The sequence below is a fragment of the Methanocella sp. genome (genome assembly GCF_035506375.1).
GTDB lineage: Archaea > Halobacteriota > Methanocellia > Methanocellales > Methanocellaceae > Methanocella.
In genome coordinates this window covers 30,531-46,537 of sequence record NZ_DATJPM010000048.1, presented here as the reverse complement: position 1 = coordinate 46,537, position 16,007 = coordinate 30,531, and the positions used below count along the sequence as shown (strand labels likewise).

General features: G+C 51.5%; 17 protein-coding genes. 7 read left to right on the top strand and 10 right to left on the bottom strand.

The window, feature by feature from the left end:
- Positions 1–216: 216 nt before the first annotated feature.
- On the top strand, positions 217–672 hold the full coding sequence (locus VMC84_RS06520) for a hypothetical protein (RefSeq protein WP_325379173.1): 456 nt from the start codon (positions 217–219) through the stop codon (positions 670–672).
- A 196-nt stretch (positions 673–868) separates the two neighbouring features.
- Positions 869–1,159 carry a hypothetical protein gene (locus VMC84_RS06515; RefSeq protein ID WP_325379172.1) on the top strand — a complete coding sequence of 97 codons (291 nt, stop codon included), beginning with the start codon at positions 869–871 and terminating at the stop codon, positions 1,157–1,159.
- Positions 1,160–1,536: 377 nt separating this feature from the next.
- On the opposite strand, the gene VMC84_RS06510 is transcribed toward VMC84_RS06515, so the two are convergent.
- Positions 1,537–1,797, bottom strand: a complete 261-nt coding sequence (locus tag VMC84_RS06510) for a hypothetical protein (protein WP_325379171.1) — start codon at positions 1,795–1,797, stop codon at positions 1,537–1,539.
- A gap of 272 nt (positions 1,798–2,069) precedes the next feature.
- On the opposite strand from VMC84_RS06510, the gene VMC84_RS06505 reads away from it, so the two are divergent.
- Positions 2,070–2,576: a hypothetical protein gene (locus VMC84_RS06505; RefSeq protein ID WP_325379170.1), complete on the top strand. Its 507-nt coding sequence runs from the start codon at positions 2,070–2,072 to the stop codon at positions 2,574–2,576.
- Positions 2,577–3,489: 913 nt separating this feature from the next.
- Here the strand turns inward: VMC84_RS06505 and VMC84_RS06500 are convergent.
- Positions 3,490–4,056, bottom strand: a complete 567-nt coding sequence (locus VMC84_RS06500; RefSeq protein WP_325379169.1) for a TATA-box-binding protein — start codon at positions 4,054–4,056, stop codon at positions 3,490–3,492.
- Between the two features lie 376 nt (positions 4,057–4,432).
- On the opposite strand from VMC84_RS06500, the gene VMC84_RS06495 reads away from it, so the two are divergent.
- Both VMC84_RS06495 and VMC84_RS06490 read left to right on the top strand, forming a co-directional pair.
- On the top strand, positions 4,433–5,143 hold the full coding sequence (locus tag VMC84_RS06495; RefSeq protein WP_325379168.1) for a NeuD/PglB/VioB family sugar acetyltransferase: 711 nt from the start codon (positions 4,433–4,435) through the stop codon (positions 5,141–5,143).
- Positions 5,144–5,154: 11 nt separating this feature from the next.
- Positions 5,155–5,997, top strand: a complete 843-nt coding sequence (locus tag VMC84_RS06490; protein ID WP_325379167.1) for a 3-keto-5-aminohexanoate cleavage protein — start codon at positions 5,155–5,157, stop codon at positions 5,995–5,997.
- 302 nt (positions 5,998–6,299) lie between these two features.
- Here the strand turns inward: VMC84_RS06490 and VMC84_RS06485 are convergent, their stop codons facing one another.
- Complete coding sequence (locus tag VMC84_RS06485) at positions 6,300–6,752, bottom strand: response regulator (RefSeq protein ID WP_325379166.1); 453 nt, start codon at positions 6,750–6,752, stop codon at positions 6,300–6,302.
- Between the two features lie 225 nt (positions 6,753–6,977).
- Here VMC84_RS06485 and VMC84_RS06480 point away from each other — a divergent pair, with 225 nt between their 5' ends.
- Complete coding sequence (locus tag VMC84_RS06480) at positions 6,978–7,133, top strand: hypothetical protein (RefSeq protein ID WP_325379165.1); 156 nt, start codon at positions 6,978–6,980, stop codon at positions 7,131–7,133.
- 64 nt (positions 7,134–7,197) lie between these two features.
- Here the strand turns inward: VMC84_RS06480 and VMC84_RS06475 are convergent, their stop codons facing one another.
- Complete coding sequence (locus tag VMC84_RS06475) at positions 7,198–7,620, bottom strand: hypothetical protein (RefSeq protein ID WP_325379164.1); 423 nt, start codon at positions 7,618–7,620, stop codon at positions 7,198–7,200.
- Positions 7,621–7,806: 186 nt separating this feature from the next.
- On the opposite strand from VMC84_RS06475, the gene VMC84_RS06470 reads away from it, so the two are divergent.
- Positions 7,807–8,931: a polysaccharide pyruvyl transferase family protein gene (locus VMC84_RS06470; protein WP_325379163.1), complete on the top strand. Its 1,125-nt coding sequence runs from the start codon at positions 7,807–7,809 to the stop codon at positions 8,929–8,931.
- Positions 8,932–8,933: 2 nt separating this feature from the next.
- Here VMC84_RS06470 and VMC84_RS06465 read toward each other — a convergent pair whose 3' ends face one another.
- The 6 genes from VMC84_RS06465 to VMC84_RS06440 all read right to left on the bottom strand — a co-directional run bounded on the left by VMC84_RS06465 (position 8,934) and on the right by VMC84_RS06440 (position 15,884).
- The gene (locus VMC84_RS06465) at positions 8,934–10,082 is read right to left on the bottom strand and encodes an ABC transporter permease subunit (RefSeq protein ID WP_325379162.1); all 1,149 of its coding nucleotides are present in this window, start codon (positions 10,080–10,082) and stop codon (positions 8,934–8,936) included.
- 21 nt (positions 10,083–10,103) lie between these two features.
- Complete coding sequence (locus VMC84_RS06460; protein ID WP_325379161.1) at positions 10,104–10,889, bottom strand: ABC transporter substrate-binding protein; 786 nt, start codon at positions 10,887–10,889, stop codon at positions 10,104–10,106.
- 97 nt (positions 10,890–10,986) lie between these two features.
- Entirely contained in the window at positions 10,987–11,847 is an 861-nt protein-coding gene (locus tag VMC84_RS06455; RefSeq protein ID WP_325379160.1) for an ABC transporter substrate-binding protein, read from the bottom strand.
- 120 nt (positions 11,848–11,967) lie between these two features.
- Positions 11,968–13,251, bottom strand: coding sequence for a hypothetical protein (locus tag VMC84_RS06450; RefSeq protein WP_325379159.1), 1,284 nt, complete (start codon positions 13,249–13,251; stop codon positions 11,968–11,970).
- Between the two features lie 57 nt (positions 13,252–13,308).
- Positions 13,309–14,592 carry a hypothetical protein gene (locus VMC84_RS06445; protein ID WP_325379158.1) on the bottom strand — a complete coding sequence of 428 codons (1,284 nt, stop codon included), beginning with the start codon at positions 14,590–14,592 and terminating at the stop codon, positions 13,309–13,311.
- A 14-nt stretch (positions 14,593–14,606) separates the two neighbouring features.
- Complete coding sequence (locus tag VMC84_RS06440; RefSeq protein WP_325379157.1) at positions 14,607–15,884, bottom strand: hypothetical protein; 1,278 nt, start codon at positions 15,882–15,884, stop codon at positions 14,607–14,609.
- Positions 15,885–16,007 lie beyond the last annotated feature (123 nt).

Below are 16,007 nucleotides of genomic sequence, written 5' to 3'. Positions count from 1 at the left end.
CCTTGTTACCATTTTACGGAATTTTCATTATTTTTATCTGAACGCAACCCGGTCATCAACGATTTTGTTGTGAAAAATAGTGCCATCCGCGCCCTTAAAAAGCTTAAAATACGGGAGTAATTCAACACAGCAATTATCTTTTAGTTCTAAAATAATAAAACCCAATTGAATAAAAATTTTATACTTATTAAACGATTATAATATAAGGAGGTTTTTATGGTTGAACCCGATCAAAGTACTTTGAGTCCTAAGAATGTAGTTGTAGCGGAAGGTAAGACGGTTAAGATCCATTATAATTGGTTGAGGATAATGTATGCTTATACTATCGTTGTGGCCGGCGGTATAGGCTTATTATACTTGATCTCGCCAGGCACTTTCATGTCTTTATGTGGATTCCCCAGTGAAGAGCCCATTTTTGCGGGTGTGGCGGCCAGTGTATGGGTAGCTTTTGCTCTATTAGCTATATTGGGACTATGGTCTCCATTGAAGTTTGTGCCAGTACTACTCATGCAGCTTACTTATAAATTAATCTGGTTTATCGCCGTCATTATTCCAGGTGTAATTGGGGGAAATCTGCCATCGTATTCGTTTCCTATGGTCGTCATATTCGCCACATTTATTATCGGAGACTTAATCGCAATACCATTCAACTATGTCTTCGCAAAAGACTGACAAGAAGAAATATAAAGTAATTAAAAGAAGGTAGCACTCTTTTGCGACAAAGTTTACCTTTTTTATCTTAGGGTTCAGCGTCAGCCTACCGTTTCTTAATTAACGCCTTATATACCCCTATGCGTAAGGCCGCGGCGGCATCAGGGCGGGCATACTTTTTATCCACGCGCATCCATCTGGTACGCGGGTGCATGGCATGGATGATGTGAAAAAATTAATTACGGTGGCCATCCTGGTGCTCCTCGTCGCTGGATTGGGCGTAGTGCCAGTGGTCCCGGCGGAAGCGGTGCATACAGGCCTGAGGGCCGGAAGTGTGGACGATGGGCACATCAAGTCTTTCTCCTCGGGCTTTACCAGATCCCCCCAGTGGCTTGATTGCCGGAAAAAATGTGAAGATGCGTTCTGGCAATGTACTCATGAACAAGGGTACTATTCGTCGGAGTGCAACGTCCAGGTTGGAGCATGCAGAAAAAAATGCCCCGCCTAAATTTTCAATTTTTTTATCTAGGCCAATCTCGCCGGCAAGTACATATCAATGTTAAAAACATGCATATTGAATCACGCAACACTCCAAATTGTACTGGTACAAGAAGTTTCAGCAAAATCCATTAAATATCAATAAATAGAATATATATGCATAAATAGGCCTCGAACTCCTTTATTTCCGATGGAACGCAGTAAAAACCGGTGTTTAGGTCCAGACTCCGACCGGCGTGTCTATTTCCTGATTTATCTTACGCTAACCAATTATCTATCTTATTTGCATTCCTTACAATGGCATTCTCTCCTATCCACACCAACTTTAAGCTCGTATGGGCTATTCGAGTATTGATTTAGATATAGTTTGGTATATTTCTCTGCCCATTATAATTTTATCTTATTATCAAAATAATTGTACAATATTCCGAGTATATATCCAAATACGGCGCCAAATATTATACCCCATATAGCTCCGATAATGCTTCCAATTATCGTTGGCCCCCAGCCGGGGAAGAACCCACTATGTACACGTATTGCCTCACTCCCCCATCCGGTCGTCGCGGATAACAGCCCGAAGACGAGGAAAATTGCACCATATAATATTCCAAGCGCTAACGCGAGCGCTATTTCGTTTACTTTGCCCATAATACATCCCCCTAAGAAATTAATCCTGAAGGACTAAATATAATTCTGACAATTCGAGCGTCACGCAATAAATAACCTACAAAAAATAATATTTATTGGTCATTGGGGAACATACCATAAGTTCGAAAATACATTAAACGCAAGTGGCGCATATATAGACAATCCGACGGCCCTCATCTTTTGGTCTAATTGGGGATATTAAGCGGAAAATAAGAATATTTTTAGTGTCATCTTTATATGGGCAATTTCCCAATGGTTATTGGGGATTACATATGAAGAAGGATTGGATTCGATTAGTGTTAGTCACCCTGGTATTACTGGTGGTTGCCACGCTACTCGCAGCGCCCGTCTCCATGGCTAGAAGCGGTGGAGGCGGAGTACGGGCTGGTGGCAATATGAAAGTAAGCGGAGGCAGTGTTAAAAATGTTGGCGGCGGGGCAAAGGTCGCCAGCGGGTTTGGAGGCGGTAATAATATTAATAACAAATTACCTGGCAAGGGAACAGGCAATATCGGAGCCGGTAACAGGTTCCCGGCGAACATTGACCGGCCTGGCGCAATTGACCCCGGCTTTGGAGTGAGACCACCCCTGCACAGGCCCGGTAGCGATATTAATGTGATCGGGGGCGGCTATTATCCATGGTACAACCAGGGTTATGCCTATCCGGTCTATGTGCCGGTGAATTATGGTGGCGACGCCAACGCCTGCTATCAGGCTTGCGTGGCCTCAGGCCAGTACACGCCCGAGCAGTGCGCACAGATGTGTTATCAGTCCTATTAAACGGGTAAGGATATAACTGGTATAATTGAAATGGCCGGTGGTCAAATCCGGCCGCTTATCCTTTATACCCATCGTTGATAGAAGCTTACGCTTAGTTAAATTTTTACTATGGCGATTGATCCGACTTTCGTATTATCGCTTTCTTGAAATACAAATTCCAGGTAGTGTGAGGGCACGCAATCCTGCGGCCTTGTATAGGGCGGTACGCTGCCTGATAAAAAATAGTATAGTAGGCGTTATAACGCCCACTATAAAACAATCCAATCTCACTTCTCGTGTAACTGGTCTTAGCGGTTGGCATTTTATGCAAGAGCAGGTCGGGTGGCTTACCACCAGCCGCCCCAGCCCCAGCCGCCCCAAGGCCAGCCCCAGCCGCCTAAGCCGCCCCAGCCCCAGCCGCCCCAGCCCCAGCCGCCCCAAGGCCAGCCCCAGCGGCCAAAGCCGCCCCAGCCCCAGCCGCCCCACCAGGCGGCTGCAGGGAGCGCGAGTGCCAGAACAGCAAACACGAGAAGAACGAATATGGCTGTTTTCTTATAATCCATTTCATTCCCCCTTCAATAGCATAGTGGTATAATTATCAATAAAATGTTGAGTAGCAAATAGTGGCGATTCACCAAGCCATCTGACAATAAATTAGCGGCACAGTAGAGCGATTTTATCCTAAAGGAATGATACTGCTCACCAATAAAATACGCTTAAGCCAGAGCCATCCGAAATTCAGTCCTTAGAGAAGCTGAAAAGTTTAAATTTGAACTTTATAAGTAGATCATATTATATATTCAATTTTTTATACCAGGTTACAGGTTGTATCATTAAGTGGTCGATACTAATTTTCATGGCATTATGTCGACGATTTTATCTCCCCACTAACCGAAGATTTCCCAGAGCTAACAAAAGTTATGCAGGCTCAGCTTTATAGTAAGGCATTGTATTCGAGCTCCTTGACGATACGTTCTACGGCATCTTCGGCGTCCTTCGGCTTCTTGCCGCCCGTGACGACCAGCTTTCCGCTGCCGAATAGCAGCAATACTACCCGGGGCGCGTCCAGCCGGTACACCAGGCCGGGGAACTGCTCGGGCTCGTACTCGATGTTCTCGAGGCCGAGGCTGATGGCGATCGAGTTAAGATTAAGAACTGATCCGAGGTCTGCCGATGCGACGATGTTCTGAACCGTGATATCGGGATTCGGCATGACTTTGATGCCTATGCTTTCCATCTTTGTGAACACGATTTTTAAGCCCGTGTCGACGTCAGCGATGTTCTTCGCGCCGGTGCAAACGATCTTGCCACTGCTGAATATGAGGGATGCCGTCCTGGGATTTTTAGTCCTGTATACAAGTCCCGGGAACTGTTTCGGGTCGTATTCCGCGCCCTCCAGTTCGAGGGTCATGGACTTCAGATCGATTCCATGTCCAATGGCTGTGGATGCCACGACATTCTCGATCTTGATGGTCCTCTTTGCTTCATCAGCTTTACTCATAGGCTAACCTCTCGGATTTTCTTTATAACGAGTATTTTCTTCTCGAAGAACTTATTGTACGACAAGAAGAAAACCTAACGGAATTTGGAGCTAGCATCGGATATTAGGGCTGGCAAAGTTGTTCATTTCACCCATACCCGGCCTTTACACCGGGCATTTTCCAGGGCGGGATACTCCGGGTTTTGGTTGCTGCGCCGCACAGAGCGCTCGTGACTAATGTCAGGGCTAGTCATTTTCGACAGATATATAGCCGAATAAACGCTAAATGCCAAATTTATCTTCAAAATAGTCTTATAATCTTTTGTATAATCGTTTATACTTATGTGGATTAACCATTAGACTATAGCAGATTCACCTTAACTCGGGGGCAGAGTGAATGGACGACTGGGTAGTATTCGGGTTCGGGGACTTTTTCAGCGATATCGCCGATTCCATACATGCCAGCCAGGGGCGGATCAAGGCTGTGGTGAATAACCTTCGGCGGCCGGAAGAGCCGCTGAAAGGGCTTAAGCGCCGGACAGAGCTTCTGGGATATGACATACCCGTTATCGAGCTGGACGACTTCCTGCCGGCGGCCGGCGAAAAATACTGCCTGGGCTTTATCAATCGCAGGGACCGGCTTGCCGGGAAATTAAAACAAAAATATGGGCTTGTGTTCTCGCCGCTCATCCACCCGGCCGCATATCTTGGCTCCAATGTCCAGTATGGCGAAGGCGTTATCATAGGCCCCCACGCTGTGCTCGCCCCCAACTGTAAGATCGGAAACATGTGTGTCATCAACCGGGCGCTGTCCATCGGCCATGACACGGAGATCGGCCCGCTCTCCTTTATCGCCCCGGGCGTATCCATCGCCGGCATGGTCAGGATCGGGCCCGGAACGACCATCGGCATCGGCGCCACGGTCATCGATAATGTCCGCATCGGCTCCAATGCCATCATCGGGGCGGGAGCCGTGGTCGTTGGCGATGTCCCGGACAACGCGGTCTATGCCGGCGTGCCCGCCCGGTTCCTGAGGAATAACGATACGCCGGTCGCCGGCGTCCCGTCAAAAAGCCACGAAGCAGTGATCGAAGTAAATACCGGATAGGTCTGGGAAATATGCATGACGAATTCAAGGAGAAGCTCATTATACAACTCGCCCCTACGGGCATGGTTCCGACAAAGAAGGATACGCCCCATGTCCCCATCACCCCTAAGGAGATCGCCGCCGATACGTATAAGGCATATAGGCTCGGGGCTTCCGTCGTCCACCTCCATGCCCGGGGAGAGGATGGGCGTCCCACTTATAAAAAGGAAGTCTACGAGGAGATCTTTTCCAGGGTTCGGGAGAAATGTCCGGATATCGTCATCTGCGCCTCGACTAGCGGCCGGCTATACTCCGACATTGACCAGCGCGCCGAGGTGCTCGAGCTCGGCCCAGAAATGGCGAGCCTTACCGTCGGCTCGCTCAATTTTCCCTCCGATATCAGTATCAACTCGATCGAGACGATAAAAGATCTGGCGATACGCATGGCTCGGCGGGGTATCAAGCCGGAGCTGGAGATCTTCGAGTCGGGGTTCATCAACACAGCCCAATACCTGGCGAAAAAGGGCTATTTTAAGGCGCCGTTACACTTTAACCTGCTCCTCGGCTCTCTGGGCAGCATTCCCGCGGACCTTCGGGATCACGTGTATCTGGTCGAGTCCATACCCCGCGGCGATACCTGGTCCGCCGCCGGCATAGGCCGCTACCAGGCCCGAATAAACGTGGCGGCCATACTGATGGGCGGGCATGTCCGGGTGGGCATCGAGGACTCGATATATTACGACTATACGACCCGAGAGCTGGCCACGAACGAGCGCCTGGTCAGGAGAATCGCCAGGATCGCGAAGGAGCTCGGCCGCGAGATCGCGACGCCCGCCGATGCAAGGAAGATCCTGGGCCTAAATGCCCGTCACTAGTCTATAATAAAAAGTCGCACGTCCCCGGGGCCTTGTAACGTTTTTACAGGGACACCCGGGGATTGCCCCCTCAGGATATGCTTAATATCCTGTAGTTAAATTGTCGCTTCATCACAAGATAAATCTTTCGATATATTTGTCAAAATATGGGATAAATACCTAAATTATGGATAAAATTTTTTTTAATAATGTTATTTTCGAACATATTGTTCCATTAATTTTATAAAATTTTTCTAAATAACTGACATATGTTAAAAGCAAGATTATCATCTCCTAAAAATCGTAGAAGATTTAAAAGAGTATTATGGCTCGTCGAGCACCCTCGATATTGTATTTTTTATCTCGGCCATAAGCGCGGGCTTCATTAAAAACGCCCGGGCGCCCGCCTCGAGTGCGTCGTCCTGGACCTCCTGGGAAGCGCTCAGGAAGACGAAACGGGCTTCGGGCTCGACATCCAGCATCGCCCTCATGGCCTCCAGCCCCGTCATGGCCGGCATACGGTGATCTATAAGGATCACGTCCGGACAGAAAGAGTTTTTAAAAGTTTCGAGCCCCTCCAGGCCGTCGTAGGCGACAAAGGAGACCTTCAGGCCCATGGACTCGCATATCTTTGAATATAAGTCCACGATATCCTTTTCATCCTCTATGATCGCCACGGTCTTTTTCATGCATCGGACCCTCACGTTCGTTCCAGTAAACTGTGCCGGTATCCCCCCATCCTCTGTCACACGGATTGTAACTGCACGGCTTTCCATCCCTGCGCTCACCCATTAAACATATTTTAATTTATTATTCAAGTACCAACTATATAAGGTTAATTTTTTTTAGTGCATATTGCATTATTGTATACGTTAATTTTTAATTATTTCCAATAAATTTTAATTTTACGAAAAACTTTGCATCTTAAAAATATTATAATAATATCTGTTTCTATATGGCAGTATTATTATTGTGGGTCAGACTTTCTACGGGTATCAATCATGGTTCATTTATACTTGAGCTTTTTAGAGTACGGCCATTCCGTCGAGCATTCGTTCCAGGATGGCCGTGGAGGCTATTTTTATGTCGTCGAAGGCCGCCCTGTGGCCCTAAATGATAAAGAGCTGCCGGATTCGGGGCCGCGGAGATCCACCTAGAGCCTCACATAAAAGTAAACTCACGCGATGACGCCGAGCTTCTTCTCGTCGACGTCGGCTATATTTAGGCCTCTTTGTAGACGAGCACTCCCTTGTGGCCCCGGTAATTGACGGGATTCACGGCCAGCTTCGCCATATCGGCCTGCCCGCGCGCCAGCCCCTCCAGCATTGCCTGCGCCATCACGTAGGCGTTCAGGCTTTCGGGCATCTCGCCCCGGGCAATGTACTCATTGATGCCAGGCACGGCATCATATTTCGTGGATATTAAGGCGCCGGGGGCGATATCGTTCGAAAGGCCCGATTCCTTGATGATGCTCCGGAGCAGCTCCCGCTCGTCCTCCAGTGGCGTCGCCCGGTCAAAATATACGCAGACCCGGCTTATCCGGGAGCCATGACCGCCTTTCCGCTTATAGCCGCCCTCGTGCGGCTCAAGGATCATTTCATCGCTCTTTTCCTTTTTGCCCGTTCTGCCATCGAATATTCCCATGTTTACACGCGCCTTTTGCCGCCCTCCTGGGCGGCGCCTTAAATGATCGACTCAAATTAATCAATCTCTTATGTAATTTATTTCTTTTCGTTATTCCACTGGCGTAATATCGGCTAAACGGGTAGTATTAATTTTATATACATATATTTTATAATAATTAACTTAATATAAATTTGGTGGGCATGCATGTCGGGAAAGGCGGGCTTGCTATACGATAACCTGAGTAATAATACCGGCGACGCGGCGATCGGCCTCAGTATGATTAAAATACTCAACGAGGCCGGTGTCCGCTTCGAGGTGCTTTTCCCCGGCTGCTTCAAGGCGGCCGACTACGAAACGATCGTCATCGGCGGCGGCCATATCATCCGCCCACGCCCCGACTATTTTTATGATAATTTCCGGGTCCCCGGCCCCCACATCCTCAACGCCGCAGGGATCGTGGGAAGGCCCCGTGACCTGGGCTACCTTGAGGACTACCGGTACGTCACAGTGCGAAGTAAATGCGACCGGGAAAAGCTGTACCGCTTACGCAACACGGCCCACGTCGTTCCATGCACGACCCTGCTCCTTGAAGACATGGAAGACTTTCCAATCAGAATTAAAAGCCCTGCGCTCGGCGTTCATCTCCTGCCGGGCATGATGGGCGCAAGGGAGGAGAAGGCTTTTACCGGCTGGGCCTCGTCGCTCCCCTACACGGTCTATTTTATACCGATCACCCATTACAACCAGGACTACCGCTATATGCAGAGGCTCAGCGCCGGCATCCCGAATTCCGTCATCCTCCCGCTGCTCAGTCCCCTGGAGATATTTACTCTGATGGGCCGGATCGACCGCCTCATCACCAGTTCGCTACACGGCGCCATCTTCGCGTATGCCCATAATACGCCATTCATCGTGCTGGGCTACGATGAGAAGATGAGCGCTTTCATGGAGGACCGCGGGCTACAGGAATATGTTTTCCGGGGCTTCAATGGCATGAAAGATACGTTTGAACGTCTGTGCGATGATCTTCCGGATTATAGCACGAGAGTCGCACGTGACCGGCAAACGCTATTCCGGCACGTGGAGCGGCTCAAGGAATTGTTGCCGGAAGGCGAAACGGCAATGCAGCCGGATATGATCATGAAAGACCTCCAGAGCTACAGCGCCGGGATATTCCAGCGCCCGCCGACTCCGGCGATGAGGCTGAATTCGCTTTATCAGTCCTTTGATAGAAAACTTCACTACGAAGTATCCCGGGTAAAGGGCGATATCATGCGTCGGGTATCCGTTGCGAAAAAAGCGCCCATCATCACGGCGAAAAAGCTCTAGCCTCAGATCGTGCCTTCGAGAGCCGCATCCGCTTTTTCTTTCCTTTGCAGCGAGCCCTGTTTTTGCTCCTGAGCGTTGCCCGCGCCCATCCGGCTCTCGATACGCTGGATGTAATTGCTGAGCGGGACGGTCATACACAGGTAAATGATTCCCGCGGCCACCAGGGGCATGAACGTATTATAGGCCTCGGCCCCGATGTTGTTCGACCACCACACGATCTCCGGGTAGGCGATGACCAGGGCGATGGACGAGCCTTTGATGACGGATATGAACTCGTTCCCCAGCGCGGGCAGGACGACCTTCACCGCCTGGGGCATGATGATGAACCGCAGGGCCTGCCAGTAGCTCATGCCGAGCGACCGGGCTGCCTCCATCTGGCTCTTGCCGATGGCGTTGATGCCGGCCTTGAAGATCTCCGCCATATATGCCCCGCAATTCATCGATATGGCGATCACGCAGGCGGCGAACGCGTCCAGGACCAGCTGGACGCCGAACGTATCCAGGATAAAGAATGGCAGGCCGTACTTTATGAACAGCAGCAATAACAGCATCGGTATGCCGCGAATTCCCTCGACATAGATCGATGCCAGCCCGCGGGTAACGCGGTTGGCCGATATCCGCCCGATGCCCATGATGAGTCCAATGGCCAGGCCGATGATCGTGGAAATTACGGAAAGCACTATGGTATTGACGGCCCCGTATTCGAGCTCCTTTGAAAGCGCGTAGAAGAAGACGTCAAGGTCGAATATCGAATATTTTTTACCCGCGCCCGCCATCAGGAACGTATAGTTCCCTTCAGCGGCCGACGATACGATCGCCGTGGAATTTTCCAGGCCTGTCTTACTGACAATAACGGTATGTTCGCCGGGCCCGACCGGCACGACCAGTTTTCCTTCCGCAGTATTGGTTTCCCCGACAAGCATCCCGTCGATATAGACCTTCGCGCCGGCGACCTTGCTCCGGGCCTCAGTATTTTCCAGGACGGTGATCGTAACCGGTTGCATGGGCCCATCCCACGATGAGGAAGATTTAGTGTCGGGCCCGGCATTTTTTTGTAAGCCCGCATTAGCCCAGCCCGTGGAGGCCATGAGCGTCGCTACCATAATGGCAAAGAAGACCGTTATGAGCAGCGGCGCCCATTTTTTAGGCATGCTTCCAGGCTTCCCTCCCGCTTATGGGCTGGCTGACATATTTTCCAGGTGATACTTATTTAATAGGTTGTCATACCGGCCATCGGCCCTGATCTTTGCCAGCGCGAGGTTGATCGCGGCGATCAGCTTCGTGTTCTCCTTATTGGCGATAATGCCATAGGGCTCCTTCTGCGGGAAGGGCTGGCCGACGAACTTGAACGAGCCGGGGTATGCGTCATAGTAGCTTCTGGCCGTCGGGTAATCCATTACGATGGCATCCACGGCGCCGATCTTCAGCTCCGGTATCGCGTCCCTTATGTGCCCGTATGTCTTGATGTTCTCCTGCTTGATGCCCAGCCCGTTCCTTGCGAGGTCCATGCCAGTCGAAGCCGGGCTGGCGACCACAGTTTTATTCTTAGCCGCGAGGTCGGACGGGTCCGTGATCGAATTATCGTCCGCCCGTGCGAGGATGGATTGCTGGATATAGTAATACGGGTCCGAGAAGGATACCTTGGTCTGCCGATCTCCCGTGATGGACAGGCTATCGATGGCGCAGTCATACTGCTTCGCCTGGATCGCCGTGATGATGGCACTGAAGGGCTGGCTGGTGAACTCGACCGGGCAGTTCAGCTCCTTCGCGATCTCCCGCATCAGGTCGATCTCAAAGCCCGTATATCTTGCCTGGGGGTCGCTTTCCGACGTGTTGATCCAGACGAACGGCGGGTAAGACGTGCCGGTCGCCACGGATAGCTTACCCGGAGTGATCGTCGTAAAATTCATCGCCCGAATATCGGGGGCCGAAGAGCTCGTGCACCCGCTGAATAACATATAGGCTATGCAGATGAGAATGGCAAAAAAAGCCATCATGGTTTGTCTTTTCATTTAATCATACCCTCCCAATTCCTGTTGTTGGACCATTTTCGCCTTAACCGCTAAATGCAGAAGTCGCGTCCAGGTGGTATTTATTCAATAGCGCCTCGTACCGGCCGTCGGCCTTTATATTCGCCAGCGCTCGATCGATCGCGGCGGTGAGCTTTACGTTCTCCTTATTGATGACGATGGCATAGGGCTCCTTTTCCGGGAAAAGCTGTCCCGTGAACTTGAAGGACCCGGCGTATATGTCAGAATAATACTGATTGATGGGATAGTCCATGATGACCGCGTCAACGGAGCCAAGTTGGAGTTCGGTAAGCATGTCATTATAACGCTCATATGACTTGATATTCGCAGGGTTAACTCCCGGCAGGTTCCTGGCCGCAGCTTCACCCGTGGTGCCGCTCTGGACGCAGATGAGCTTGCCCTTTGCCACCAGGTCGCTGGCATTGTTTATCGACGAGTCGTTGGCCCTGACGAGTATTGACTGCTGTGCCATATAGTACGGATCGGAGAAGGCTACACGGGTCTGCCTTTCGCCCGTGATCGAGAGCGAGTCGATGGCGCAGTCATACTGCCCCGCCTGCACGGACGTGATGATCGTGCTGAAAGGCTGGCTCACGAACTCGACCTGGCATTTGAGCTCCTTCGCGATCTCCCGCATCAGATCGACGTCGAAGCCGGTGTATCTTTCCTGCGGGTCGCTGACCGATGTGTTGATCCAGACGAACGGGGCATTGGTCGACCCGGTCACGACCTCGAGCATGCCAGGCGTTATCGTCGTAAAATTCCGTGTAGGCTGCATCGAAGAGCTCGTACAGCCGGACAGGGCGACCATCAGCAGACAAACGGCCAGAATCGCTAAAGCGAATTTTTCTGCATCTCTTCTCCAATTAAGACCTCTCTTTTTCATATCGGTACATCCAGGAACATTCGTCGTGATAACGATCGAATATTATATTAAGCAATTATTATATAATTAATATTTTAATAATATTAAAGCTTTGGCATTCGCCTGATGCTGGCCAGGCATTTACTGGATGATCCCTAGCTGCAGGCACTTTTCCAGTACTCTCTGGGAGATTGGCCGGCTCTTTCGCCGGTCATCCGCTATCTCGAAGGTCCTGAGCCATTCAAAAAACGCCTTCGAGCCGTTCAGGTCGTTCTCGATGGTGTCCGGGATGCTATTCTGGATATCCCGCCACATGTTCGGCTGCTTATAGATGAACCGGAGCGGCCGCATGAGCAATTTTTGCTTAATTCGCTCGAATGTCCTGCCGCTCACGCTGAACCCGCACCGGTTAGGGTCAATGCCTTCCAGGGACAGGCCGACGATGGTGCGGCTGCATTTCTCGCAGCGGCCGCAGTTATAAACGTCTCCCCTGAATGGCTCGTTGCAGACGATGATCGTCGGATAATTCCCGGTCTTCTCTATGTAAGGCTTAATGAAATTCGCGATCTTTTCCTGCCGCGACAGCTCCACGCCATCGTGTACGGCTCTTACGTCCGCCCAGGCCACATTATCGTCTATGCGCGGGTGCGAGCCCCAGGAGTTCCACCAGGCCTTGTTATTGCCCTTCGACATCGACGAGGCGATATAGATCCTTTGAATATCGCTCATCGCCGTCACGGGCGCGCAGATCCCTAAAAGCCCGAGGCCGTGCTGGACGGTCGCCCACCAGGAGGCCTCGTGCAGGTACCTGCCATAGTCTGCCAGGAGGCTTTTCTGGTTAAAGAAATCATTCATGTAATCCGATTCAATGCGGTGGAGCGCCACGCCTTCTTTTTTCGCGAACCTGACCATTTCACCATATATCAAACGCTGAAGGGATTCGCTGTACGGGGCGTATATCCCCATGGTGATGAGTGCCGGCTTCTCGTCCCGGTGCCGGGCAAAAGTGGCGAAAGAGTCGATGCCGCTCGTGAATAGCTGGGCAGATCCCTTATTCCCGAAATGATTATTGACCGCAAGCCCGACATTGATGTCGCCCGTGCAGAAAAAATCCGGGTACATGTCCTTCATGACGGCCTTTATCGTGCGCAGGGACTCGATGAACGTGGCATCAAGCTCTTTTACATGCAGGTCAGCGCCCGTCGCCCAGGATACGGGCGCCACGTTGGCGATGGCAGGGATATAGAGGATACTTTCGGGAACATCCTCGATGTTCCTGTCGTATCTTAGCGAGAACAGGTCCTTTTTAAAATATTTTTTCAGGCCGGGCGAGTATGACAGCTTAAATGATAGTCTTCCAGCCTTTTTTTCAATCAACTCTACGTATATATCGCCTTTTGGCTTAGACGCATTTCCGGACAGCATAAGGGCACCAGGTATAAATATATAATATAATAATAAATTTATATTTTTCCAGCCAACTTACTGGATTATCCCTAATTTCAGGCACTTCTGGAGCAATCTCTGGGAAAATGGCTTATTCTTGCCCCATACGTCGGGGAATTTATAGGCCCTGAGCCATTCGAAGAACTCTTTTGAGCCGTACGCGTCTCCTTCTATCGTGGCGGGTATCGCGCTCTGGATATCCTTCCACATGCCCGACTTCTTATAGGCGAACATCAGCCGGTCCCACTGGAGCTTTTGCCGGATGCGGCAGAAGGTCCTGTTATCGACCTTGAGCCCGCAGAGGTTTGGGTCGATGCCCTCAAGGGCCAGGCCGGCGATGGTGCGGCTGCACTTCTCGCAGCGGCCGCAGTTCAGTACGTCTCCTCTGCCAGGCTCGTCGCAGACAATGATGGGCGGATAATTGCCGGTTTTTTCTATGAAAGGCTTAATCTCGTGCCGTATCTTTTCCTGCCTCGACCACTCGGCGCCGTCGTGGACCGCCTGCACGTCGGCCCAGGCCACATTCCCGTCGATGAGCGGGTGAGAGCCCCAGGGCCTCATCGGCCCCTGCATCTGGTCTTTGGTCATCGAGGACCCGATATAGACCCTTTCCGTGCCGCCGACCGCCGCCAGGGGGGCACATATTCCCAGGAGTCCGAGGCCGTGCTGGACTCCGGCCCACCAGGAGCGCTCGAACAGATGCTGGCCATGGTCCTCGAGGAGCTTTTTCTGGTTAAAAAAGGCATAGTTGAGGTTCGATTCGACACGATGCAGCCTTACGCCTTCCTTTTGAGCGAACGCTTCCTGTGCCCGGTAGACGCTCTGCTGGAGCGCCTCGCTATAGGGCTTAAACAGCCCGAGGGATATGAGTTCCGGCTTTTCGTCCCGGTGCCGGGCATAGGTCGCCAGAGAATCGACGCCTCCAGTGAATAGCTGGGCCGAGCTACGGCCGCCAAACCGGTTAGAGACTATATGTTCCGCAATGATATCGCCGGCAGTGGAAAAATCCGGGTACATGGCTTCCATGACTTTTCTGACCTTTTGAAGCGAGCTTAAGAACGTGCTGTCCAGCTCATCTACACGTACGTTAGCGCCGGCCGCCCACGCGACAGGGGCGACGTTCGCGATAGCGGGTATGGCGAGGATGCTTTCGCTCACGTCCCCGACGTCCACGTCATAATTGACGAAGAGCCGGTCTGCATTAAAATACTGCACGACGCACGCCGAAAATGACAGGCAGAACGACAGGCGGCCACGCTCTTTATCTTCCAGCTTTACCCGGATCTCGCCCCCGGGCCGTAGAGGTTTTGACGGGCGCATATACTACCCTTCGGCTATTTAATCAAGCCAAGCTGCAGGCACTTCTCCAGGACCCGCTCCAGCCGCGGCCGGTATTTCCCGTCGTCCTCGGGGAACACATAGGTCTTGAGCCATTTGAAGAACTCCCGGGAGCCATATATGTCATCGTTTACTTTTTCGGGGATAGCGCGCTGGATATCCCTCCATAAGCCATACTTGATATGCGTGAACCGCAGCGGGCGCAGGAGCAGCTTTCGCCGGATGTTTTCGAAAGTCCTATCGTCTACATGGAGCCCGCACGGGTTGGGATCGATGCCTTCAAGTGCCAGGCCGACGATGGTGCGGCAACATTTCTCGCATCGGCCGCAGTTCAGCCCATCCCCGCGCTCTCTTTCATTACATACAATAAGATGGGGATATTCGCCGGTCTTTTCGATATATGGCTTGATCGCAAACCGTATCTTATCCTGCCGGGACAGCTCGGTGCCATCGTGGATGGCTTTCACGTCAGCCCAGGCCACGTTGCCGTCGATGCCCGGGTGCGAGCCCCAGGCCTGGCGGATATCTAAGGCCCGGTCCCTTGTGGCCGACGATGCGATGTAGACCCGGCCCATATTGCGGATCGCCGTAAGTGGGGCGCATATTCCGAGAAGTCCGAGGCCATGCTGGGCGCTCGCCCACCAGGAATCGCCTCGCAGGCTGGAGTCGAAGTCGGAGATGAGCGTCGTATGATTAAAGAACGTATAGTTCATGTTCGACTCTACCCGATGGATGGCGAGGGCCTCTTTTCCCGCGAAAGCGTACAATTCGTTAAAGATCCGGCGCTGGAGCCTTTTATCGAAGAGCGTATAAATGCCAAAGGATATGAGTTCCGGCTTCTCTTCCAGGTGCCGGGCGTAGGTGGTGAACGAGTCGACGCCGCCGGTATATAGCTGGGCCGAGCCGGTATTGCCAAAGCGGTTCTCTTTGACATCGTCTACGACAACGTCGCCCGCGCAGGAAAAGCCCGTGAACAGGCCATTGACGATCGTCCTTATCTTGCGCAGGGACTCCAGGAACGTACGGTCCAGCGTGTTTACATGGATGTCCGCCCCGGTGGCCCAGGATATGGGGGCCAGGTTCGCGACGACCGGTATATACAGGATACTTTCGCTTACGTCCTCGACGTCCTTATCGTAGCCGACGTAGAACGTATCGGCCATAAAATACTTCTCCAGGCCCCGTGAGGGGCGCACCCGGAACTCAAGTAAGCCATTCTTTTTATTGGTCAGCTCCACCTTAATATTGCCTTTTTGTTCAACGGTACCGTCCATTTGCTAAAGCACTCCAGGTAATTATATAATTAGTTTTATATATAAACGTTATTAAAAAAATCTGGTCGCCTGCCCCGGTATGATTATGATGGAAACTATTTATCCTCCGGTGTTGTCATATAC

Coding starts and splice junctions, on each gene's coding strand:
- VMC84_RS06520 (WP_325379173.1), top strand. CDS start 217: ATGGTTGAACCCGATCAAAGTACTTTGAGTCCTAAGAATGTAGTTGTA.
- VMC84_RS06515 (WP_325379172.1), top strand. CDS start 869: ATGGATGATGTGAAAAAATTAATTACGGTGGCCATCCTGGTGCTCCTC.
- VMC84_RS06510 (WP_325379171.1), bottom strand. CDS start 1,797: ATGGGCAAAGTAAACGAAATAGCGCTCGCGTTAGCGCTTGGAATATTA.
- VMC84_RS06505 (WP_325379170.1), top strand. CDS start 2,070: ATGAAGAAGGATTGGATTCGATTAGTGTTAGTCACCCTGGTATTACTG.
- VMC84_RS06500 (WP_325379169.1), bottom strand. CDS start 4,056: ATGAGTAAAGCTGATGAAGCAAAGAGGACCATCAAGATCGAGAATGTC.
- VMC84_RS06495 (WP_325379168.1), top strand. CDS start 4,433: ATGGACGACTGGGTAGTATTCGGGTTCGGGGACTTTTTCAGCGATATC.
- VMC84_RS06490 (WP_325379167.1), top strand. CDS start 5,155: ATGCATGACGAATTCAAGGAGAAGCTCATTATACAACTCGCCCCTACG.
- VMC84_RS06485 (WP_325379166.1), bottom strand. CDS start 6,752: ATGGAAAGCCGTGCAGTTACAATCCGTGTGACAGAGGATGGGGGGATA.
- VMC84_RS06480 (WP_325379165.1), top strand. CDS start 6,978: ATGGTTCATTTATACTTGAGCTTTTTAGAGTACGGCCATTCCGTCGAG.
- VMC84_RS06475 (WP_325379164.1), bottom strand. CDS start 7,620: ATGGGAATATTCGATGGCAGAACGGGCAAAAAGGAAAAGAGCGATGAA.
- VMC84_RS06470 (WP_325379163.1), top strand. CDS start 7,807: ATGTCGGGAAAGGCGGGCTTGCTATACGATAACCTGAGTAATAATACC.
- VMC84_RS06465 (WP_325379162.1), bottom strand. CDS start 10,082: ATGCCTAAAAAATGGGCGCCGCTGCTCATAACGGTCTTCTTTGCCATT.
- VMC84_RS06460 (WP_325379161.1), bottom strand. CDS start 10,889: ATGTTATTCAGCGGGTGCACGAGCTCTTCGGCCCCCGATATTCGGGCG.
- VMC84_RS06455 (WP_325379160.1), bottom strand. CDS start 11,847: ATGAAAAAGAGAGGTCTTAATTGGAGAAGAGATGCAGAAAAATTCGCT.
- VMC84_RS06450 (WP_325379159.1), bottom strand. CDS start 13,251: ATGCTGTCCGGAAATGCGTCTAAGCCAAAAGGCGATATATACGTAGAG.
- VMC84_RS06445 (WP_325379158.1), bottom strand. CDS start 14,592: ATGCGCCCGTCAAAACCTCTACGGCCCGGGGGCGAGATCCGGGTAAAG.
- VMC84_RS06440 (WP_325379157.1), bottom strand. CDS start 15,884: ATGGACGGTACCGTTGAACAAAAAGGCAATATTAAGGTGGAGCTGACC.